The sequence below is a fragment of the Arthrobacter sp. 10N44_2 genome (assembly GCF_056394385.1).
Window position 1 is genome coordinate 135523 of sequence record NZ_JBFTHT010000008.1, and the last position, 21823, is coordinate 157345.

Sequence of the window (21823 nt, forward strand, 5' to 3'; positions counted from 1 at the left end):
ATGGGCCGCGTTGGGACGCTGGGCGCGGCGGCCCTGCTTGTACTGGCGCTGAGCGCCTGCACAGGCGGACCGCCGGCCCCGGCCCAGCCCTCGCCGACGGCAGCGCCGACCGCCGGAGCCGTGCAGAGCGCCGCGCCCGTGTCCCTGGAGACGGGGACCGACGTCGGCAACGGCCGCCCGGCCGTGAGCCACGACGGGCTGATGGTTCGACGCCGCGCCGTCATTGCCATCCACCCCGCCGCGGGCGGAAAGCCAGGCGCGCCGCGCGCACGGCTCGAGCAGACCGCGGCTGCCGGCGGCATCGTCCTTTCCGACATCCCCCCGGACGTGCTCGAACCAGCGATCCTGGAGCACCTCGCGCCGGAACTGATCCTGGCGCTTCCGCCCGGAAGCACCAGTGACGACGCCGAGAGACTGGCGGAGCGCGCCTTCGGCCCGGAGGGCAGCTACCCCGGAGTGGAGCATGTCCACGTCGCCTCAGTCCTGGTCCACGACCTCCAGTTCAGCGTCGCTGCCGCCGATCCGGCAGTCCTGGCCGCTTCCATCGCCAGGGAAGGCATTCTCTCGGACGCGCTCGGGAACTACGGCACGTCGGTGGATGGCGGAGCCCTGACGGTCACGTACACGGGACCACTGCTCAGCGACTCGCTGGTGGAATCCGTGCGGAACGGCATGGCCCGCGGCGCCGGGGTCCAGCCAGCGGACGTGACGTTGGCTCCCCGTTCAACCACGGGGGAGGGAGTGGACATGTCCCGCGAACCGGAACCGGCGGAGCCTGAACCGTCCGCGGGGGACAGCGGGTCGCACTCGCATGAGGAAGGCGGCGATGATTCGGGCAGCGGCACAACCGCGACGACCCCGGGCCCCGACGATTCAGGACACTGAGGAGTCCGGACACTGAGCGCACCAGTGGCCGGCCGGAGGTAAGCTACCGGCCGGCCACGAGTGTGTCCCGGATCTCGCGGCGCAGGACCTTGCCGATCAGCGAACGCGGCAGCTCATCCACCACGGCAACGCGGCGCGGCACCTTGTAGGCGGCCAGGTTCTCCCGGCCAAACGCCAGCAGCGCCTCCGGGTCCAGGCCGGAGCCCGCGGACGGGACGACGGCGGCAACCACGTCTTCGCCGCCGCCCGGGCGGGGCAGTCCCACCACGCACACGTCCCGGACACCGGGGTACCCGGAGAGGACATCTTCAACTTCCGTGGGGGAGACGTTGAAGCCCCCCGTGATGATCAGTTCCTTGATCCGGTCCCGGACGGTCACGAAATCATCCTTATCTACCGAGACGATGTCACCGGTCCGGAACCAGCCGCCCTCCAGCAGCGCCTCCTCGGTCTCCTTCGGCCGGTTCCAGTAGCCGGCAAAGACCTGCGGGCCGCGGACCAGGAGCTCGCCCTCCTCTCCCGGGGCGCGGTCCAGGAGGACGTTCCGCGGGTCCACCACACGAATGTCCGTCAGGGGAAACGGGACCCCCACGGTTCCCGGTTTCCGGCTGGGACCGAAGGGGTTGCCCAAGGCGATGGGCGAGGTTTCCGTCAGCCCGTAGCCCTCGATCAGGTAGCCCCCGGTCGCCTTCTCCCACGTGTCCACCGTCGCCGTCGGCAGGTTCATCGCCCCCGAGATGGAAAAGCGGATGCTGTCCAGCGCGATACCGCGCTCGGCGGCTGCGGCGGCGATGCGGTCGTAGATCGGCGGCACCGCCGGCAGGAATGTGGCAGGCGACTTCCTGTGTGCCTTCAGCACGAGGTCGACGTCGAACTTAGGGAAGAGCACCAGCCTCGCGCCGATGCTCAGGGCAAACGTCATGCACAGCGTCAGGCCGTAGGCGTGGAACATCGGCAGCACCGCGTACACGGTTTCCCGGCCGTCCTTGAGCCCCGGCACCCAGGCGCGGCCCTGCGCGGCATTGGCCTGCAGGTTGGCATGGGTCAGCATGGCGCCTTTGGGCCGGCCCGTGGTGCCGCTCGTGTATTGGATGACAGCCAGGTCAGTGGCGGCCGGGCGCGGATGCTTTTTCTTCAGGTCGCCTGCGCCAAGGAGGTCTTTCCACGCCAGCACGGTCCGGCGCGCCGGCTGCGCCACGGTCCGGCGCGTGTGCTTGCCGGCGGTCAAGGCGGCGCGGGCGGCGCGGGCCGCCGGCACGGGGAGCCGCAGCGCGACCCGTTGCAGCAGCGGCATCGCCGGAATCAGCTCAACGGAGACGATGCTCTGCAGCCCGACGTCGGCCGGCAGTTGGCGGACCTTGTCCACGGCCTTGTCCCAGACAACGGCGACGGTGGCGCCATGGTCCTCGAACTGGTGGCGCAGCTCACGGTCCGTATATAAGGGGTTGTGTTCGACGACCACGGCGCCCAGGCGCAGTGCCGCGTGGAAAGCGATGATGTGTTGCGGGCAGTTCGGCAGGACCAGCGCCACCCGGTCACCGGCCCGGACGCCGAGCTTCCTCAGGCCCGCGGCCGCCCTGTTGATGGCGGTGCCGAGGTCCCGGTAGCTGGTACGCGCTCCGAAGAATTCCAGTGCGGTCTTCTTCCCGTAGCGCCGGACCGACGAGTCCATCAGGTCAACGAGGGACCCTTCCGGGAGCTTGAGGCTGGCGGGAACCCCGGGGCTGTAGTGGCGGGTCCAGGGGCGGTCGGGACGCCTGGGCCCTGCGGATTTGGTGCTCATGGTGTGTCCTTGCGACTGGGCTGCGCTGTGCTGGGCGGTGCCGGGCTGCCGGCCTCGGGCCCGGCCGGGCCCATCAAGAAATCCTACCGGGGGCGGCCCGCCTGGACGCGTGCCGCGGAGGCCCCGGCGGCGGCCGACGCCGGCCCGGAGGTGACTTTTGGCCCTTGGCACCCGGCAGGCCCGGGCGGAAGCTGGGGCGTACACCGCGAGCCGCGGGTCCGCGCACTTCTCTGGGGTCGTTCAGGACACAGGTTCGCGCTGGTCACAGGTTTGCGCAGGTCACAGGTTCGCGCGCAATTAACGCACAATTTACGCAAGAAGAAGGTCCACGGGGGCGCCATGAAGCAGCAGCAGCCGAGCCTGAACTTCCTTGGTGCCACCGACACCGTGACCGGTTCACGCTACCTGATCGACGCCGGCGGCGGGCGCGTGCTGGTGGACTGCGGACTCTTCCAGGGCTATAAGCGCAGCCGCGAGCGCAACCGGGCGCCGTTTCCGGTGCCGCCGCGGTCCATCGACGCCGTGGTGCTGACCCACGCGCACCTGGACCACACCGGATATGTCCCTGCTCTGGTCAGGGGCGGGTTCGGCGGCCCCGTGTACGCCACGGCCGGCACCACAGACCTATGCAAACTCATCCTGCCGGACAGCGGCCACCTGCAGGAGGAGGAGGCCCGGTATGCCTCGCAGCGGGGGTCATCCGCGCATGATCCCGCCCTGCCCCTCTACACGGCTGCGGACGCCGTCGCGTCCCTCAACAGATTCAAAATCGTCGAGTTTGATGTGCCCCTTGACCTTGGCGGTGGCATGGAGTTGACGTTCGTGCCGGCCGGGCACATCCTGGGGGCCGCCCAAGTGCACGTCCGGGTTGGCTCCCAGTCGGTGCACTTCACCGGGGACCTGGGCCGGGCCGATGACCCGTTCATGTATCCGCCCCGCCCGCTCGGCGAAACCGGCATCCTGGTGACCGAATCCACCTACGGCAACCGGAAACACTCCACTGAGGATCCGGAGAAGCTGCTGGGAGAGATCATCAACCGCGTCGCGAAACGCGGAGGGGTCATCATGTTTGCCGCGTTCGCCGTCGGCCGGGCCGAAACGCTGATGCTGTACCTGTCCCGGCTCTTGCGCAAGGGCGCGATTCCTCGCATCCCTGTCTACCTCAACAGCCCCATGGCCATCGACGCCTCCGAAATGTACCAGCGCCACCCCGAAGAACACCGGCTCAAGCGGGAGGAATACGTGGACATGTACAAACTGGCCAAACTCACCCGCACCGTGGACGAATCCAAGTTGCTGAACCTGCGCGGCGGCCCCATGATCATCATCTCGGCCAGCGGAATGCTGACTGGCGGACGGATCCTGCACCACGTCGCGGCGTACGGCCCCGACCCGAAAAATGCCATCATCCTCAGCGGCTACCAGGCCAGCGGCACGCGGGGGGCCACCCTTGCTGCCGGTGAACGCGAGTTGCGCATCTACGGGGAAGACGTCAAGGTGCGGGCCGAGGTTATCCAGATGGAAAGCTTGTCCGCGCACGCCGACGGCGACGCCATCATCGCGTGGATGAGGACGGCAGAAGTAGCGCCCCGCATGACCTACATCACGCACGGTGACCCGGACGCGTCCGAGGCCCTGCGTATCAGGATCAAACGCGAACTCGGCTGGCGGGCCAGGGTGCCCGAATACCTGGAGACGGTCGACATCGAGGATCCGCGATGAACCCCGAGGCCGTCACCCGGACCACCGTGTTGAAGGAGGTCCACGATCTCGCCCGGCCGCTGAAAACCGATCGGGACCTCAACGGCCTCGTGCGGCGCGCGGCCGACTGCCGTTTTGTCGCCATCGGCGAGGCCTCCCACGGCACCCACGAGTTCTACACCTGGCGCGACACCCTCAGCAGGCGGCTCATCGCGGAGGAAGGCTACAACTGGATTGGTGTGGAAGGGGACTGGCCCGACTGCCGGCGGATCAACCGATGGGTCCGCGGCCAGGAGGGGAAGGACCAGGGCGTCCACGCGCTGCTGGCCGGCTTCGAACGCTGGCCAACCTGGATGTGGGCCAACGAGGAAGTCGCGGCGTTCCTGGACTGGCTGCGCAGCTGGAACCTGGCCAGGCCGCTGGACAAACGTGTCGGCTTCTACGGGCTGGATGTCTACTCGCTCTGGGATTCGCTGCGCGAAATCATCGGCTGGCTGCAGGCGAACGTTCCCGACGCCGTCCCCGCGGCGGAGCGCGCCTGGCAGTGCTTCCTGCCCCACCACGAGGACCCGCACCAGTATGCCTGGAGCACGCGGCTGGTGCCGCAGTCCTGCGAGCCCGACGTCGTGGCCCTCCTGACCGAGGTCAGGAACCGGGCCTTCAGCCCCGGCCGGCAGGAGGAGGACGCCTTCGACGCCGTCCAGAACGCTGAAGTCGCGGCCAACGCCGAGCACTACTACCGCATCATGGTCCGCGGCGACAGGCAGTCCTGGAACGTCCGCGACCACCATATGGCCGACACCATCGACCGGGTCAGCAGGCACCTCGGGCCGGCGTCGAAGGGACTCATCTGGGAACACAACACACACATCGGCGATGCCCGGGCCACCGACATGGCGCAGGACGGCCTGGTCAACGTCGGGCAGCTGCTGCGCGAACGCCACGCGGGCGAAGGCGTGCTGCTGGTCGGCTTCGCATCCCACCGCGGCTCCGTGCTCGCCTCCGACGGGTGGGGCCGCCCCGAACGCATCCTGACGGTGCCGGAAGCGCGCCCGGGCAGCCACGAAGACTTCCTGCATCAGGCCCTGGGGGTGCCCTCAGTGCTGGTGTTCGGCGACGACAGGACCGGGCCGTGGCTTTCTACATGGCTCGGACACCGGGCGATCGGCGTCGTCTACCACCCGGAACGGGACGCCGGAAACTACGTTCCGACCCGGATGGGGGAGCGCTACGACGCCCTCATCTGGCTGGAACACACCGCAGCGCTGCGTCCGGTGCACCATGAAGGCCCGCCCCGCGAACCGGAGTTTGAGACCGAGCCCACCGGATTTTAGGCCGGTGTGCATTCCAGGAAAGCAGGAATCAGCATGAGCAAAGCAATCATCGTCGGCATCAACGGGTCCGCAGGCAGCAGCGCCGCCCTGGCCTGGGCCCTTGACCGGGCCGCCCGGGACAAGCTCCCGGTCACGGTCGTCCACGCGGTGGACGACCGCTGGATGTCACCGGATTTTCAGTACCACGAGATCATCCGGGAATCGGGGATGGACCTGCTTCGGGACGCTGAGACGGCCGCCCGTGAACATGCCCCGGACGTCACTGTCGACATCCAGCTCCGTCATGGCAGCGGCGGCTCGGTGCTCCGGGAAGTCTCCAAGGAGGCAGCCATGATCGTGGTTGGCGGCCATGACAAACATTGGATGGGCGGCGGTCCCATGACGGACCGGGCCCTGCAGGTTGTCTCGGCCTCGGAATGCCCGGTAGCCGTCGTGCCGGCGAAACCGGCCACCGGGGCAAAGGGCGTCGTGGTCGGCGTGGACGGCTCCGAGGAGTCGCTGCAGGCCGTCGCCTTCGCGGCCGCCGAAGCTGATCGGGGTGGGGACGAGCTCACCGTGGTCCTCGCGTTCAAGAGCCCTGCCCGGTGGGTCGAGAAGCAGCTGCCGACCAGTGGTCTCGCCGAGAGCATCGTCGAAGAGGACCGGATTGTTCTCGCCGAGTCGGTCGCCGGGCTCGGCGACAAATACCCCGACCTGGTGGTCCATCAGCGCCTTGAGACGAACACCGAACCGGCGAAGGCCCTCGTGGATATCGCCGCCGACGCCAGGGAGTTGGTGATTGGAAGTCGCGGACGTGGCGGGTTCTCCCGGACCGTGCTCGGCTCCACCGCGCACGCTGTACTCCTGAACGTGCCGTGCCCCACCATCGTCACGAAGGTGCACAAGGTCAAGCACGGCGACTGACCGCCCGGCAAGCAACCCGTGACGGCAAGGTCCCGGAACGCGCCGGAGAGCCCCCTTTTGGAGGGGGCTTTCCGGCGCCGCCAACGGATGGGAGGATGATGCCGTGGACCCCTTCTTCAATTTCATCACTCACTTTTGGTGGCTCGTCTTTCCCCTGAGCGGACTGGCCGGGGGGTGGGCGCGGTCCTGGTCCAAAGCCGCCGAACGCCGTCACCTCCGCCGCGTGGAGCTTTATACGCTCAAGAACCAGGCGGCGCAGGCAGAGCAGGCCAGCCAGGCCGACGTACTGGCCCTCATGAAGGCGCACGACACCGTCAACCAACGCTGGCTGGACTACGAACTCGACGTGGGGAAGCTGATCGACTACCCGGTCATGACGGATGTCCGGGAGCCCCTCACCGTGGCCTTCCTCCGGGCCAAACGCGAGGCCGACGGGCTGCGCCCCGCCGCCCCGGCGGAAGTCAGGACCGCCGCGCGGCTTGCGGAGTACCGGGCGGCCGTGACCAGCTTTGAGCTCGCATTCGACGTCGCCGAACGGGAAGCCAAACGGATCAGGGACAGCAAGTTCACCGGTCCCGAACGCCAGCGGCTCGAGACAGCCCGGAAACTTCTGCGGATAGCGTCGGACGCGGCCGCAACTCCCGCCGAGCGGCAGACGGCCTACCGCCGCGCCCGCCGGGAACTCGACGGGCTCATCGTGCTGCCCGAGGCGACGCTAGCGGCGCTGGAGGACAGGATCGCTTCGATGCTCGGCGCGGGCCCGGCGCCGGACGTTCGCCGGGCCGTCTGAGCTGGGCCTTATCCGGTGGAGCCGGGCGGCGCCTGCTGTGACCAGCACCGCACCGCCACGGTTAATGCCCGTGCCGCACAGGAGGACCGAATTTAGGGTCTTCTGGCACGTTTTGCCCTGCCGTCATTCCCACGTACCATCGATAAGGTTTCAAGCTGCATATGCGACCACCGCGAGTTCGTTCGGATGGACCCCGGATGGACGTGGTGGCCATGCAGCAACGGGGATGTGGAACTGCCGACCGTGAACACTTCAGATTGGGCAACAGGTGGAAATCACCGTAATGGTGGCGCTAGTGATATCGCTGGCGCTGTTCTTCGACTTCACCAACGGATTTCATGACACCGCGAACGCCATGGCTACCCCCATCGCGACCGGCGCCATCAAACCGAAAACAGCAGTTGCCCTCGCGGCGGTGCTGAACCTCGTGGGAGCGTTCCTCTCCACGGAAGTCGCCAAGACCGTCTCGGGCGGCATCATCAAGGAAGGCTCGGACGGGGTCCAGATCACCCCGGACATCATCTTCGCCGGGCTGATGGGCGCCATCCTCTGGAACATGATCACCTGGCTCAAGGGCCTGCCGTCCAGTTCCTCCCACGCCCTCTTCGGCGGCCTGATCGGGGCCGCGATTGCCGGTATCGGCATCCACGCGATCAACTTCGAGTCAATTCTCCAAAAGATCATTCTTCCCGCGGTGTTCGCCCCGATCATCGCGGGCGGCGTAGCCTACTTGTGCACGCGGCTGGCGTACGGCCTGACCGCCCGCCATGACCCCGAAACCGGGGACAAGCTCACGCAGAAGCGCGGCGGATTCCGGACCGGTCAAGTCTTCACGTCCAGCCTCGTGGCGTTGGCCCACGGCACCAACGACGCCCAGAAGACGATGGGCATCATCACCCTGGTCCTGATCTCCGCCGGCCTGCAGCCTGCCGGCTCCGGTCCGGAGTGGTGGGTTATCACCGCCTGTGCCTTCGCCATCGCGATCGGCACCTATTCCGGCGGGTGGCGGATCATCCGCACCATGGGCTCGGGGCTCACCGAAGTGAAGCCCGCCCAGGGCTTTGCCGCCGAGACCAGCACCGCCACAGCCATTCTGGCGTCCTCGCACTTGGGCTTCGCCCTGTCCACCACGCAGGTGGCCTCCGGCTCGGTCGTGGGCTCCGGCATGGGACGCCGCGGCACTACGGTGCGGTGGGGAACCGCCGGCCGGATTGCCATCGGCTGGCTGTTCACGCTGCCGGCCGCCGGAATCATGGGCGCGCTGACGGCTCTGCTCGTGCAGACCGGGGTCGTAGGCGTGATCATCGCGGCAACTGCCGGCACCGCCGCAGTGGCCTACATGTTTGTGCGCTCACGGAAGTCGCCTGTGGGCAGCAACAACGCCGTCGAGATCGAGGAAGTCGGCCAGGCCGTGCAGTTCCGCAAGAAAAAGTCCGCCACCAAGTCGATCAAGAACGGCGGTGCCCAGCGATGAAATGGCTGGAACTGTTCAGCGTGGCGAGTGCCACGCTTGTGTCCGCTGTAACCGTGGTAGTTCTCTACTCCCTCGGCGTCCGGCTCACGGCCATCGCGGGGGACACCCGGACCTCCCCGGCGGCCTGGACCCGACCGCTCGCTTACACGTGCTTCGCTTTGTGCGGCGCCGCCATTCTCTTCGGGCTCTACCTGATCATTCCTTACTTCCACAAATAAGACGTCCCCGCGGCCGTGCAGCCGTTGCGTTCGGGGGATGGGACACCGGCCACCGCAGTGGCTAGGCTGGGGCCATGGTGAGCTTCCAATACTTCGTGGCGTCCTCACTCGACGGGTTCATCGCCACTGCCGACGACAATCTCGCCTGGCTGCTGCAGTTCGACGGCTTTGAGGGCGGACAGGACAGCTATGACGCGTTCATGGCCGACGTCGGCTGCATCGTCATGGGCGGCGAGACGTACGCGTGGCTTCGGGAGCACGAACCGGACACCTGGCCGTATCCGGGCACACCCTCCTGGGTCTTCACCCGTCACGAGCACGCCGCCCCGAAGGGCGCGGATGTGACGTTCGTGCGCGGGGTGGTAGGCGAGTTCGTGGACGACCTCAAAGAAGCGGCCGGCGGCCGAAACGTCTGGGTTGTGGGTGGAGGCGTGCTCGCAGCGCAGTTCGCTGACGCCGGGCTGCTGGACGAACTGATTGTCTCGGTCATTCCCGTGGTCCTGGGCGGCGGCAAACAGTTGCTGCCTATGGCGGGCCCGACGCCGCCGCTCGAGTTGACATCTTCCCGCACCTTGGGCCGGGGCATCGTGGAGCTGCGCTACCGCTTCCCGGCCCGGCCCTAGCCGGATCCGGCGCCGCCGGGCCGGTCGCCCTCCGCGTTATCGCGGACCTAGCGCGCGATATCGCGGATCAGGTTCGTGATCCGGGCGGTGGAGAGCCGCCGGCCGAGTTCGTCGGTCATCACGATTTCGTGGGTGGCGAGCGTCCGGCCGAGGTGAATGGCCGTGCAGGTGCCGGTGACGGTGCCCTCGGAGATCGCCCGGTGGTGCGTCGCCCCGACCTCGATCCCGAGCGCCTGCCGGTCCGGTCCGGCATGCATGCCGGCCGCGAACGAACCCAGGGTTTCGGCCAGGACCACGTGGGCCCCGCCGTGCAGGATGCCTGCCACCTGGGTGTTCCCCGCCACCGGCATGGTGGCCACAGTGCGCTCCGGGCTCATCTCGAGGAAGCGGATCCCCATCTTCACCACAAGGGCTCCGACGCCGTACTGGCCCAGCCAATCGTGCATGTCCTCGGGAACACCGGCCGCAGCGAGCTCGGCCGCGTACGGGCCGGGCGTGAAATTGTCCATCATGGGAACTAGGCTGGCACCTGTGAGTGAAACTACCAAACCGGCCCTTGCCCTCGAGAATGCAGCCTCCCTTTCCGCGGACACTGCCGCAGACCAACTCCTGGCAGCTGAGCCGGATTCAGGGGTTGCGGCCAAGCGTGCCGGAAAATCCAGCCGGGCCGCGGCGTCGGTTTCCGCCACTGAGGCCCCCGTGATTCCCATCACGGACCAGCCGCGGCTACTCGTCCTCGATGGGCACTCCATGGCGTTCCGGGCGTTCTTCGCCCTGCCCGCGGACAAGTTCTCCACCGCCACGGGCCAGCACACGAACGCCGTCCACGGCTTCACGTCCATGCTGATCAACCTGATCAAGGAGCAAAAGCCCACCCACGTGGCGGTCGCCTTCGACGTCTCCGATGACACGACGCACCGCAAGGCCGAGTACAGCGAGTACAAGGGCGGACGCAACGAGACCCCGCGGGAAATGAGCGGCCAGATCGACCTCATCGACAAGGTCATGGGCGCCTGGGGCATCAAGACCATCAAAATGCCCGGTTGGGAAGCTGACGACATCCTGGCCACCCTCGCCGCAATGGGGGAAAAGGCCGGTTACGAAGTGCTGCTGGTCTCAGGCGACCGCGATGCCTTCCAGCTCATCACCGACAACGTTTTCGTCCTGTACCCCAAGAAGGGTGTCAGCGATATTCCCCGCATGGACGCGGACGCCATCCAGGAGAAGTACTTCGTCAGCCCGGCCCAGTACTCGGACCTCGCCGCCCTGGTGGGGGAATCCGCGGACAACCTCCCCGGTGTTCCCGGCGTCGGCCCCAAGACGGCAGCGAAATGGATCAACCTTTACGGCGGACTGGAGGGGGTCCTGGAGAACCTCGACGCGATCGGCGGGAAGGTGGGGGACTCCCTGCGCGAATACGTTGACGACGTCAAGCGCAACCGGCGCCTCAACAGGCTGCACACCGACCTGGATCTGCCAGTGACGCTGGACGAGCTCGCGGACCCGCGGCCTGACCAGGCAGCCCTCGAGGAGCTGTTCGACGCCCTGGAATTCAAGACCATCCGGACCCGGCTCTTCGCCCTCTACGGCAGTGAAGTCACCGAAGCCGAGCGGGAAAGCCTCGACATCCCGGACTTCGTGATCCCGGCGGACGCAGCCGAACTCGGCGCGTTCCTCGAGGCCGGTGCCGGCAAGCGCTCCGCTGTGGCGGTCGACGTTGTGCCCGGCCGGATCGGCGAGGACGCCGCAGCGGTGGCGATCGTCCGCGACGACGCCGCCGTCTATATCGACCTGGCCAGCCAGGACGCCGCCGCCGAAAACGTTCTGGCCGCATGGCTGCGCGACGCCCACGCACCGAAGGTCATGCACGGGTTCAAGGCTGCCCTGAAGGCCCTGACCGCGCGCGGCCTGGAACTGGAAGGCGTGGTGGATGACACCTCGATCTCCGGCTACCTCATCCAGCCGGACCGCCGCAGCTATGAACTCGCCGAGCTGGCACAGCATCACCTCAACATCGCGGTTTCCACGGAGGCCGCCAAGGAAGGCCAGCTTGAGCTGGCGTTCGACGGCGACGACGCCGCCGCTGCGGGCGCGCTGGTCCACGTCGCCGCCGTCGTGCAGGCCCTGAGCCGCTTCCTCGAATCAGAACTGACGGAACGCAAAGCGCAGGACCTGCTGACCACCCTCGAACTGCCAGTCAGCCGGGTGCTGGCCGATATGGAACTGGCGGGAATCGCCATCGACATGCCCCGCATGGACGAGCAGCTGTCAGATCTCGCCAAGGTGATCGACAACGCCCAGGAGCTGGCGTTCGCCGCGATCGGCCACGAGGTCAACCTTGGTTCGCCGAAGCAGCTCCAGACCGTGCTGTTCGACGAACTGCAGTTGCCGAAGACCAAGAAGATCAAGTCCGGCTACACCACCGACGCCGCGTCACTCAAAAACCTGCTGGAAAAGACCGGGCACGAATTCCTGGTCCAGCTCATGGCGCACCGGGAGTCGTCGAAGCTGCGCCAGATGCTGGAGTCGCTGAAGAAGTCCGTCACGGAAGACGGCCGGATCCACACCACGTACGCGCAGAACGTCGCAGCCACGGGCCGGATCTCCTCCAACAACCCCAACCTGCAGAACATCCCCATCCGCAGCGAGGAAGGCCGGCGCGTCCGCGGCATCTTTGTGGTCAGCGAGGGCTACGAGTGCCTGCTCTCCGCGGACTACTCGCAGATCGAAATGCGCATCATGGCGCACCTCTCGGGCGACGCCGGCCTGATCCAGGCCTACAAGGACGGCGAAGACCTCCACCGGTTCGTGGGCTCGAACATTTTCCATGTGCCCACCGACCAGGTGACCAGCGCCATGCGGTCCAAGGTCAAGGCGATGTCCTATGGCCTCGCGTACGGGCTGACCTCGTTCGGTTTGTCCAAGCAGCTGGAGATCTCCGTTGACGAGGCGCGGACCCTCATGAAGGACTACTTCGACCGGTTCGGCGCCGTCCGCGACTACCTCCGCGGCGTGGTGGACCAGGCCCGGATCGACGGCTACACCGCCACCATCGAGGGGCGCCGGCGCTACCTCCCGGACCTGACCAGCACCGACCGCCAGCTGCGTGAGAATGCGGAGCGCATCGCGCTGAACTCGCCCATCCAGGGATCGGCGGCTGACATCATCAAGCGCGCCATGCTGGGTGTGCACGCGGAACTGGCGGCACGGGGCCTGAAATCGCGCATGCTCCTGCAGGTCCATGATGAACTTGTCCTCGAAGTCGCCGCGGGTGAGCGCGAGGCCGTGGAGAAGCTGGTGACCGAGCAAATGGGCTCGGCCGCGGACCTCAGCGTTCCGCTGGACGTCCAGATCGGCATCGGCTCCAGCTGGTACGAGGCGGGGCACTAAAGCTGGACCGGAACCGGCAAGGTTTCGGTCCGTCAGTATTCGTTCCGGCTATGCCGGACCGGGATTCTCAGGGGGAGAAGTACGTGGCAGATAAGTACGAGCTCAGGCGGTTCCGCGCGGTCGCGAAGGACGAGGCGGGTTACGCGCAAGGCACGGCGTGGCTGCGCGGGGTCGGGATCGGCTTCTACGACGAGCCGCGCAAAGACGACTTCGCGGACAAGATCATGGCCATGTATCGCGTGGACAACCGTGAAATGACCGGCGTTTACCAGGCAGACGGCGTCGCGGCCCACTCGCTGGCTGTCGACGTCCCGGTGGCGACCTTCGCCACCCTGCGCAAGGACCTGAACATCGGCTACGGCCGTCAGCTCGAAGCCCAGCTGGTCACGGCCGTCACGGTGCGCGGGACCCACCGCCGGCAGGGACTGCTGCGGCGGATGATGACCGAGGACCTTGCCGCGGCGAATGCGGACGGCGTCGCGCTGGCGGCACTGACCGCCTCGGAGGCCTCGATCTACGGGCGGTTCGGTTACGGTGTGGCCACCTTCGAGCGCAGCATCAAGGTCGACACCGGGCCGCGCTTCCGGCTGCGCCATGCGCCCGCCGGCACCGTGGAGATTGCGGACCGCAAGGTCCTGCTGGAACTGGCCCCCGAGGTTTTTGGCCGGGTCCACGCGTCCATGCCCGGATCGATCTCGCGGCAGGAAGCGTACCGGCTGCGGTCTTCGGGCATGCTCGGCCGGGACGGCAGCGAGGACGAGGCAATCCGCTGCGCCCTGCACTACGACGCCGCCGGAACCGTGGACGGCTACGTGTCCTATAAATTCGCCGGGTGGGACGCCAAGCCGTACACCATGGAGATCGTGGACCTCGTGGCCGCGAATGACGCCGCGTACCTGGAACTCTGGCAGTTCCTGGGCAGCATCGACCTCGTGGACAGGATCAGCTGGCAGGATGCACCGGTGGACGACCCCCTGACCTGGGCGCTGGAGGACCCGCGATGCGTCGAGGCATCGGACCACCGCGACATGCTGTGGCTGCGCGTCCTGGACCCGGCCCGGGTGCTGGGGGCCCGGCGCTACTCGGCCGACGGGACGGTCGTTCTCGCGGTCAGGGACAGTCTCGACTTCGCGGCCGGCACCTTCGCGCTCACGGTCAGCGGGGGAGAGGCCACGGTGCGGCCGGCTCCGGAGGCTGAGCCGGACCTGTCCCTTGATGTCGCGGACCTCGGCTCCATCTATCTGGGCGCCGTTTGTCCCGTGACGCTGAAAGCTGCCGGCCGGATCACCGAGCACACCGCCGGGGCGGCGCTGACGGCGCGGCTCATGTTCGCCGTCGAACGTTCACCGCACTGCCTCACGCACTTCTAGGCCTCCGGTCCGATTTCGGCGCCGAAGGCGACACGGACGGCCCCGTGCGCTTTGACCGGCGTTCGCGTAAACGACTAGACTAAACAGGCGCGTACTACGTGCGCGCATCTACAATCCACAAAATCAGGATGACCCGGCGGAACGCTTGCTGTGACGCCGTGCTCTTGGCCTGCATTCCATAATGCCGGCGAAGCGGTTTGCCTGACCGACTCACTATCCACAACGGAGCCCCTACTACATGACCATCACCTCCACCGAGAAGCCCGGTACCCCCGTAGTCGCCATTAACGACATCGGTACCGCTGAGGACTTCCTCGCAGCTGTCGACGCCACCATCAAGTACTTCAACGACGGAGACCTCGTCGAAGGTACCGTCGTCAAGGTCGACCGCGACGAAGTCCTGCTCGACATCGGTTACAAGACCGAAGGTGTCATTCCCTCCCGCGAGCTTTCCATCAAGCACGACGTTGACCCCGGAGACGTCGTCTCCGTTGGCGATCAGGTCGAAGCCCTGGTGCTCACCAAGGAAGACAAAGAAGGCCGCCTGATCCTCTCCAAGAAGCGTGCTCAGTACGAGCGTGCCTGGGGCGACATCGAGAAGGTCAAGGAAGAAGACGGTGTTGTCACCGGTACCGTCATCGAGGTTGTCAAGGGTGGTCTTATCCTCGACATCGGTCTGCGCGGCTTCCTGCCCGCATCCCTCGTCGAGATGCGCCGTGTGCGCGACCTCGCTCCGTACATCGGTCAGCAGATCGAAGCCAAGATCATCGAGCTGGACAAGAACCGCAACAACGTTGTGCTGTCCCGCCGTGCATGGCTCGAGCAGACCCAGTCCGAGGTCCGCTCCACGTTCCTCAACAAGCTGGAAAAGGGCCAGGTCCGTCCCGGCGTCGTTTCCTCCATCGTCAACTTCGGTGCCTTCGTGGACCTGGGCGGCGTAGACGGCCTGGTTCACGTTTCCGAGCTGTCCTGGAAGCACATCGACCACCCGTCCGAGGTTGTCGAAGTTGGCCAGGAAGTCACCGTCGAGGTTCTCGAGGTCGACCTGGACCGCGAGCGCGTCTCCCTGTCGCTCAAGGCTACGCAGGAAGATCCGTGGCAGACCTTCGCCCGCACCCACGCCCTCGGCCAGGTTGTTCCGGGTAAGGTCACCAAGCTCGTTCCGTTCGGCGCGTTCGTTCGCGTTGAAGACGGCATCGAAGGCCTGGTCCACATCTCCGAGCTCGCCGTGCGCCACGTTGAGCTGGCCGAGCAGGTTGTCTCCGTTGGTGACGAGCTGTTCGTCAAGGTCATCGACATCGACCTCGAGCGCCGCCGCATCTCGCTCTCCCTCAAGCAGGCCAACGAGGGCGTCGACGCCGACAGCACCGAATTCGATCCGGCTCTCTACGGCATGGCCGCAGAGTACGACGAAGAGGGCAACTACAAGTACCCGGAGGGCTTCGACCCGGAGTCCAACGAGTGGCTTGAAGGCTACGAGAACCAGCGCGCAGCCTGGGAGCAGCAGTACGCTGACGCCCAGACCCGCTGGGAAGCACACAAGAAGCAGGTTGCCCAGCACGCTGCCGACGACGCTGCAGCTGCAACGTCCGGTGAGAGCGATTCCGGCACCACCAGCTACTCCTCCGAGCCGGCTGCAGCCGAGACCGGTGCAGGCACGCTTGCTTCGGACGAGGCTCTTGCCGCTCTGCGCGAGAAGCTGACCGGCAACTAATTGCCCGTGATCCTCAAGGAGTCAGCTCCCTGAGGCCAGGCAGTTTGTAGCTTGAAGGTGGCCGTCCCCTCGGGGGCGGCCACCTTTTTGTGTGCCCCGAGGGGACATGCCCATTTTTGAAGCCCTCCCTCCGGGGACATGCCCATTTTTCGAGCCGGCCCGTGGACATTTGTGGATTGGGCCCAGTCCTGGCCCTGGGCGCGGGACATATCCAGTGCGGGGAGGACGGCGCCATGCCCTGGTGCCGGACATGCCCCGCGGTTGCCCGGACCACCGGACATGCCCATTTTTGAAGCCCTCCCTCCGGGGACATGCCCATTTTTCGAGCCGGGCCGTGGACATTTGAGGATTGTGCCCAGTCCTGGCCCTGGGCGCGGGACATGTCCAGTGCGGGGAGGACGGCGCCATGCCCTGGTGCCGGACATGCCCCGCGGGCGCCCGGACCACCGGACATGCCCATTTTTGAAGCCCTCCCTCCGGGGACATGCCCATTTTTCGAGCCGGGCCTTGGACATTTGTGGATTGTGCCCAGCCCTGGCCTCCGGCGCGGGACATGTCCAGTGCGGGGAGGCCGGCGCCATGCGTTGGTGCCGGACATGCGCATTCCTGGCACTAGGCACCGGGCTGCCGTTGCACGCGCTTCCTGCATGTCAGAACAAGCACCGGGCCGCGCCATGGAATGTAGGCTCCGTGACGGCAGCCAGGCGCTGACAACGGAGGGCATGTCCAACGGTGGAAGGGAGCCCGGACCGGGCCCAGGATGCCATGCCTTCAGCGCAGCGGGATCTTCGCTATGACCGGCACCGTCTGTGTCTGCGAGGCGGCACCGGTCACCAGTTCGGCGCCCGCGTACTTCAGCAACGCGAGGGCTCCCACGTTGCCGGCCGTCGTCTCGGCTACCAGGACGGCTGCCCCGGTCGACGCGGCGCGAGCCCTTACGAGGCGCAGCGCCTCGCGGCCCACACCCCGGCCGCGGAAGCTCCGGGCGAGCCAGATTCCGGTCTCCAGCGCCCAGCCGCCACCCCCCGCAACGGCCCCGGCGCCACCACCTGGCCCAGCCCCGGCGGCACCAACGGCCCCGGCGGCACCAAAAGCCCCGGCGGCACCAACAGCCCAGCCGTCACCACGGGCCCAGCCCTCATCCGCTGCTGCCGGCTCCGTGTCCATCCGCCTGAGCCGCACGGACCCTGCCATCTGCCCGTCGCAGCTGATGGCCCACGTCTTCTGCCCCGAGGGACCGTCCAGGCCGGCTGCGGCGGCGCGGTGGAATTCGCGGAACCAGCTGATCCGGTCGGTGTTCCAGCCGGCGGTTGTGCCCAGCGGCGGGGTGACCTCGTCGGCGTCGGCGTCCCGGAGCGCAAGTTCCAGGAGCTGTTCGAGAACGTCCTCGCTGACGTCAAGCAGCGCGACCGCGGGCACGGGCTCAGCTGATGGGCACATCGATCCACTCCGTTTCTCCGGGCAGCAGCGACGCGCTGCCAGCCGACATGGCGGCCACGCGGTCCGCGGCCCGGGCAAGTTCTTCCGGATCATCCGGCAGCGCCAGCCTCAGGACAGTAGTCTGCGCCTCGTAACGGGTTACGGCCATGACATACCCCGCGGCGCGCAGATCGTTCTCGAGCCGGCCGGCGACGGCGTGCTGTACGGGTACCGAGCAAATGCGCAGCCGACGGCGCCGCACGAGGGGAGCCAACTCCAGCGCTCCGGACACCGATTCGGAATAGGCCCGCACCAGGCCGCCGGCACCCAGGAGAATGCCGCCGAAATAGCGCACGACGACGACGGCGACGTCGCTGAGATCGGCGACGCCGGGTGCGGTCTCCCGCTTCAGCAGCGCCTCGAGCATGGGGATGCCCGCGGTGCCGGACGGCTCGCCGTCGTCGTTGGAACGCTGGATGCCCCGGTCGGGGCCGAGCACGAAGGCGAAGCAGTGATGCCGGGCGTCATGGAATTCCCGGCGCAACCCGCCCAGGACGGCCCGGGCGGCGTCCTCGTCCGCCGAGCGGGCCAGCACGGTGATGAAACGGGACCGCTTGACCTCGATTTCGTGCCGAAACCCGGGCCCCGCTGCGAGGGTGGTGTAGACGGCCGTCCTGCTCTCGGGGGATTCCGCCGCATCTGCCACCGGTTCAGTTTAGTCTGGTGAGGTGTTGAAGATCGGGTTGACCGGCGGAATCGCCTCGGGGAAGTCCATGGTTGCCGCGCGCCTGCGCGACCTTGGAGCAGTGCTTGTCGACGCCGACGCGCTGGCCCGGGAGGTCGTGGAACCTGGTACGCCCGGACTGGCCAGTGTGGTGGAAGCCTTCGGTGCCGCCGTCCTGACCCCGGAAGGCCGGCTGGACCGGGCCCGGCTCGGTGCCCTGGTCTTCGGTGATCCGGAGCGCCTGGCCGCGCTGAACGGCATCGTCCACCCCCTGGTGCGGGAGCGCGCCGCGGCGATGGTCGCCGCCGCCCCGGCCGGCGCCGTCGTGGTCCAGGACATCCCGCTCCTGGTCGAAACCGGGCAAGGGAAGAACTTCCATCTGGTGGTCGTGGTGGATGCCCCCGACGACGTCCGGGTCCGCCGCATGGCCGAACACCGCAACATGACCGCCGACGAGGCGCGCGCCCGGATGGCAGCCCAGGCGGGCCGCGAGGACCGGCTGGCCGCCGCGGACGTCGTGCTGGACAACTCCGGCACCCCGGAGGACCTCCGGCACGCGGTCGACGCGCTGTGGGAGGAGCGGCTGACGCCGTTCGCACTGAACCTCAAGGAGCAGAGGATCGCCCCGCGGACGGCGGGGCCGGTCCTCGCCCCGGCCGATCCGGCCTGGGCCGCGCAGGCCGCCCGGCTGATCGCCCGGCTGCGGGCAGCGGTCCCGCAGGATGTCCTGGCCGTCGACCACCTCGGGTCCACGGCCGTCCCTGGCCTCGACGCCAAAGATGTGATCGACCTCCAGCTCAGCGTCCGGGACCTCGACACCGCGGACCGGATCGCGCCGCTGTTGGCCAACGCAGGATTCCCGCGCTGGCCCGGCATCATCGCCGACAACCCGAAACCCTCGCACCCGGACCCTGCCGACTGGGGCAAGCGGCTGCACGGCAACGCCGACCCCGGCCGGCCGGTGAATCTCCACCTCCGCGCGGCCGGCTCGCCGGGCTGGCGGTACGCGCTGTGCTTCCGCGACTGGCTGCGCGCCGATCCCGAAGCCCGGGCGGACTATGTGGCCGAAAAGCAACGGGTCGCCGGGCTGCACGGCGTCGACAAGTCCACCGCCGGCTACGCGGCCGACAAGGAGGGCTGGTTCACCGGGTATGCCTGGCCCCGGATGGAAGCGTGGGTGAAGCGCACGGGATGGCAACCGCCGTCGTACGCGGACGACGCCGGAGCAGACGCCGCCGATGCAGACGACGCCGGCACCGTCGGCGGCGCCACCGCAACGGCACCTGCCGCCGGCCCCGGTACCGCCCAAAGCTGAATCAGGGCATCCTGTCACAGCCCGGCGGTAGATTAGGTACATGAGTCTTGCCCAGGAAATCAACCGCGTCGTGGCGCCCTTCGAGGTCATCAGTGAGTTCCAGCCGGCGGGTGACCAGCCGGCCGCCATCGCAGAGCTGACCGAGCGCATCCAGAACGGCGAAAAAGACGTCGTGCTGCTTGGCGCCACCGGTACCGGTAAGAGCGCGACCACGGCCTGGCTGATCGAGCAGGTCCAGCGGCCCACCCTGGTGATGGTGCAGAACAAAACCCTCGCCGCGCAGCTGGCCAACGAATTCCGCGAACTGCTGCCGAACAACGCGGTGGAATACTTCGTGTCCTACTACGACTACTACCAGCCGGAGGCCTACGTCGCCCAGACGGACACCTTCATCGAGAAGGACTCCTCCGTCAACGAGGAAGTCGAACGGCTCCGCCACTCCGCCACCAACGCGCTGCTGACCCGCCGCGACGTGATCGTGGTTGCCACCGTCTCCTGCATCTACGGCCTCGGCACCCCGGAAGAATACATCGCCGGGATGGTGACCCTCCGCAAGGGGGCGGAGATGAACCGTGACGACCTGCTCCGGAAGTTCGTCTCCATGCAGTACACCCGCAACGACATGGACTTCCACCGCGGCACGTTCCGGGTCCGCGGGGACACCGTGGAAATCATCCCGATGTACGAGGAACTGGCGATCCGGATCGAGTTTTTCGGTGACGAGATCGAAAATATCCAGACCCTGCACCCGCTGACCGGCGAAGTGCTCCGGGACGAGAACGAAATGTACGTCTTCCCGGCCTCGCACTACGTCGCCGGTCCGGAACGGATGGGCCGGGCGATCAAGCGGATCGAAGACGAACTGGCCGAGCGCCTCGCCGTGCTGGAAAGCCAGAACAAGCTGGTCGAGGCCCAACGGCTCCGGATGCGCACCACTTATGACCTGGAAATGATGCAGCAGATGGGGTTCTGCAACGGCATCGAGAACTATTCCTCGCACATCGACGGCCGGGCCCGCGGAACCGCGCCGCACTGCCTGATCGACTACTTCCCGGACGACTTCCTCCTGGTGATCGATGAGTCCCACGTCACCGTGCCGCAGATCGGCGCCATGTACGAGGGCGACATGTCCCGCAAACGGAACCTCGTGGACCACGGCTTCCGGCTGCCCTCGGCGATGGACAACCGCCCGCTCAAATGGGACGAGTTCCAGAACCGCGTGGGCCAGACCGTCTACCTGTCCGCGACGCCGGGCAAGTACGAGCTCGGCAAGTCCGACGGCTTCGTCCAGCAGATCATCCGCCCCACCGGCCTGATCGACCCCGAGGTCGTCGTCAAGCCCACGAAGGGGCAGATCGATGACCTGCTGGGCGAAATCCGGACCCGGACCGCGAAGAACGAGCGGGTCCTGGTCACCACCCTGACCAAGCGGATGGCCGAGGACCTGACGGACTACCTGCTGGGCCATGGCGTGAAGGTGGAATACCTGCACTCCGACGTCGATACCCTCCGCCGCGTGGAACTCCTGCGCGAACTGCGGATGGGTGTCTTCGACGTCCTCGTCGGCATCAACCTGCTCCGTGAAGGCCTGGACCTCCCGGAGGTGTCGCTGGTCAGCATCCTGGACGCGGACAAGGAAGGCTTCCTGCGCTCCTCGACGTCCCTGATCCAGACCATCGGGCGTGCCGCCCGAAACGTCTCCGGCCAGGTGCACATGTACGCGGACCGCATCACCGATTCGATGGCCCATGCCATCGACGAGACCAACCGCCGCCGCGCCATCCAGGTGGCCTACAACACGGAGAACGGGATCGATCCCCAGCCGCTCCGGAAGAAGATCGCGGACATCACCGACCAGCTGGCCAAGGAAGACGCGGACACCCGCGAGCTGCTGGCCGCGGCCGGGAAGAACCGCGGCAAGGGCAAGGGCACCTCGCTCATCCGTGCGGACGGGCTCGCCGCCGCGCCGGCCGAGGACCTCGTCGGGCTGATCGAACAGCTGACCGAACAGATGCACGCCGCAGCCGGGGAGCTGCAGTTCGAACTGGCCGCCCGGCTGCGCGACGAGGTGGGGGATTTGAAGAAGGAACTGCGGCAAATGCAATCCGCGGGGCACGCCTAGGGTAAACTCGGTCAAACGTAGGGGAGTATCCCAAACGCTACGATCGTCAACACGCACG

17 protein-coding genes are annotated in these 21823 nt (G+C 67.3%); 13 read left to right on the plus strand and 4 right to left on the minus strand.

Annotated features, from left to right (window positions below; all coding sequences use genetic code 11):
* A complete protein-coding gene (locus AC1DBX_RS11020) occupies positions 1–885 on the plus strand; it encodes a hypothetical protein (protein ID WP_476931747.1) in 885 nt (294 codons plus the stop codon).
* A gap of 43 nt (positions 886–928) precedes the next feature.
* Here the strand turns inward: AC1DBX_RS11020 and AC1DBX_RS11025 are convergent, their stop codons facing one another.
* The gene (locus tag AC1DBX_RS11025) at positions 929–2668 is read right to left on the minus strand and encodes a long-chain-fatty-acid--CoA ligase (RefSeq protein WP_476858622.1); all 1740 of its coding nucleotides are present in this window, start codon (positions 2666–2668) and stop codon (positions 929–931) included.
* A 339-nt stretch (positions 2669–3007) separates the two neighbouring features.
* On the opposite strand from AC1DBX_RS11025, the gene AC1DBX_RS11030 reads away from it, so the two are divergent.
* The 7 genes from AC1DBX_RS11030 (at position 3008) to AC1DBX_RS11060 (ending at position 9711) form a co-directional block, all read left to right on the plus strand.
* Positions 3008–4390: an MBL fold metallo-hydrolase gene (locus tag AC1DBX_RS11030; RefSeq protein WP_476931748.1), complete on the plus strand. Its 1383-nt coding sequence runs from the start codon at positions 3008–3010 to the stop codon at positions 4388–4390.
* Positions 4387–5703: an erythromycin esterase family protein gene (locus tag AC1DBX_RS11035; protein WP_476931749.1), complete on the plus strand. Its 1317-nt coding sequence runs from the start codon at positions 4387–4389 to the stop codon at positions 5701–5703. The genes AC1DBX_RS11030 and AC1DBX_RS11035 overlap by 4 nt, the downstream gene beginning before the upstream one ends.
* Before the next feature lie 33 nt (positions 5704–5736).
* Positions 5737–6606 (plus strand): universal stress protein, encoded by an 870-nt coding sequence (locus AC1DBX_RS11040; protein WP_476931750.1) that lies wholly within the window; start codon positions 5737–5739, stop codon positions 6604–6606.
* Between the two features lie 103 nt (positions 6607–6709).
* Complete coding sequence (locus AC1DBX_RS11045) at positions 6710–7396, plus strand: hypothetical protein (protein WP_476931751.1); 687 nt, start codon at positions 6710–6712, stop codon at positions 7394–7396.
* Between the two features lie 268 nt (positions 7397–7664).
* On the plus strand, positions 7665–8870 hold the full coding sequence (locus AC1DBX_RS11050; RefSeq protein WP_230010221.1) for an inorganic phosphate transporter: 1206 nt from the start codon (positions 7665–7667) through the stop codon (positions 8868–8870).
* Positions 8867–9088, plus strand: coding sequence for a hypothetical protein (locus tag AC1DBX_RS11055; protein WP_028276822.1), 222 nt, complete (start codon positions 8867–8869; stop codon positions 9086–9088). The genes AC1DBX_RS11050 and AC1DBX_RS11055 overlap by 4 nt, the downstream gene beginning before the upstream one ends.
* A gap of 74 nt (positions 9089–9162) precedes the next feature.
* A complete protein-coding gene (locus AC1DBX_RS11060; protein WP_476871537.1) occupies positions 9163–9711 on the plus strand; it encodes a dihydrofolate reductase family protein in 549 nt (182 codons plus the stop codon).
* 47 nt (positions 9712–9758) lie between these two features.
* Here AC1DBX_RS11060 and AC1DBX_RS11065 read toward each other — a convergent pair whose 3' ends face one another.
* On the minus strand, positions 9759–10223 hold the full coding sequence (locus tag AC1DBX_RS11065; protein ID WP_476849603.1) for a hotdog fold thioesterase: 465 nt from the start codon (positions 10221–10223) through the stop codon (positions 9759–9761).
* Between AC1DBX_RS11065 and polA the strand changes: the two genes are divergently transcribed.
* The 3 genes from polA (at position 10222) to rpsA (ending at position 16185) form a co-directional block, all read left to right on the plus strand.
* Positions 10222–13101 carry a DNA polymerase I gene (polA, locus tag AC1DBX_RS11070; protein WP_476931752.1) on the plus strand — a complete coding sequence of 960 codons (2880 nt, stop codon included), beginning with the start codon at positions 10222–10224 and terminating at the stop codon, positions 13099–13101. The two genes, AC1DBX_RS11065 and polA, sit on opposite strands and share 2 nt — an antisense overlap.
* Positions 13102–13184: 83 nt before the next feature.
* Complete coding sequence (locus tag AC1DBX_RS11075) at positions 13185–14471, plus strand: GNAT family N-acetyltransferase (RefSeq protein ID WP_476931753.1); 1287 nt, start codon at positions 13185–13187, stop codon at positions 14469–14471.
* A 238-nt stretch (positions 14472–14709) separates the two neighbouring features.
* Entirely contained in the window at positions 14710–16185 is a 1476-nt protein-coding gene (gene rpsA / locus AC1DBX_RS11080) for a 30S ribosomal protein S1 (protein WP_018773018.1), read from the plus strand.
* A gap of 771 nt (positions 16186–16956) precedes the next feature.
* On the opposite strand, the gene AC1DBX_RS11085 is transcribed toward rpsA, so the two are convergent.
* Together AC1DBX_RS11085 and AC1DBX_RS11090 are read right to left on the minus strand one after the other, a co-directional pair.
* The gene (locus tag AC1DBX_RS11085) at positions 16957–17604 is read right to left on the minus strand and encodes a GNAT family N-acetyltransferase (RefSeq protein ID WP_476931754.1); all 648 of its coding nucleotides are present in this window, start codon (positions 17602–17604) and stop codon (positions 16957–16959) included.
* Between the two features lie 4 nt (positions 17605–17608).
* Positions 17609–18310: an IMPACT family protein gene (locus AC1DBX_RS11090; protein WP_476931755.1), complete on the minus strand. Its 702-nt coding sequence runs from the start codon at positions 18308–18310 to the stop codon at positions 17609–17611.
* A gap of 22 nt (positions 18311–18332) precedes the next feature.
* On the opposite strand from AC1DBX_RS11090, the gene coaE reads away from it, so the two are divergent.
* A complete protein-coding gene (gene coaE / locus AC1DBX_RS11095) occupies positions 18333–19643 on the plus strand; it encodes a dephospho-CoA kinase (RefSeq protein ID WP_476931756.1) in 1311 nt (436 codons plus the stop codon).
* Positions 19644–19683: 40 nt separating this feature from the next.
* Entirely contained in the window at positions 19684–21765 is a 2082-nt protein-coding gene (gene uvrB / locus AC1DBX_RS11100; protein WP_476931757.1) for an excinuclease ABC subunit UvrB, read from the plus strand.
* Positions 21766–21823 lie beyond the last annotated feature (58 nt).

Bases quoted from the DNA above. Each gene is read 5' to 3' on its own strand.
- AC1DBX_RS11060 (WP_476871537.1), top strand. From the start codon at position 9,163: ATGGTGAGCTTCCAATACTTCGTGGCGTCCTCACTCGACGGGTTCATC.
- AC1DBX_RS11030 (WP_476931748.1), top strand. From the start codon at position 3,008: ATGAAGCAGCAGCAGCCGAGCCTGAACTTCCTTGGTGCCACCGACACC.
- AC1DBX_RS11055 (WP_028276822.1), top strand. From the start codon at position 8,867: ATGAAATGGCTGGAACTGTTCAGCGTGGCGAGTGCCACGCTTGTGTCC.
- uvrB (WP_476931757.1), top strand. From the start codon at position 19,684: ATGAGTCTTGCCCAGGAAATCAACCGCGTCGTGGCGCCCTTCGAGGTC.
- AC1DBX_RS11065 (WP_476849603.1), bottom strand. From the start codon at position 10,223: ATGATGGACAATTTCACGCCCGGCCCGTACGCGGCCGAGCTCGCTGCG.
- AC1DBX_RS11025 (WP_476858622.1), bottom strand. From the start codon at position 2,668: ATGAGCACCAAATCCGCAGGGCCCAGGCGTCCCGACCGCCCCTGGACC.
- AC1DBX_RS11020 (WP_476931747.1), top strand. From the start codon at position 1: ATGGGCCGCGTTGGGACGCTGGGCGCGGCGGCCCTGCTTGTACTGGCG.
- polA (WP_476931752.1), top strand. From the start codon at position 10,222: ATGGGAACTAGGCTGGCACCTGTGAGTGAAACTACCAAACCGGCCCTT.
- AC1DBX_RS11035 (WP_476931749.1), top strand. From the start codon at position 4,387: ATGAACCCCGAGGCCGTCACCCGGACCACCGTGTTGAAGGAGGTCCAC.
- rpsA (WP_018773018.1), top strand. From the start codon at position 14,710: ATGACCATCACCTCCACCGAGAAGCCCGGTACCCCCGTAGTCGCCATT.
- AC1DBX_RS11040 (WP_476931750.1), top strand. From the start codon at position 5,737: ATGAGCAAAGCAATCATCGTCGGCATCAACGGGTCCGCAGGCAGCAGC.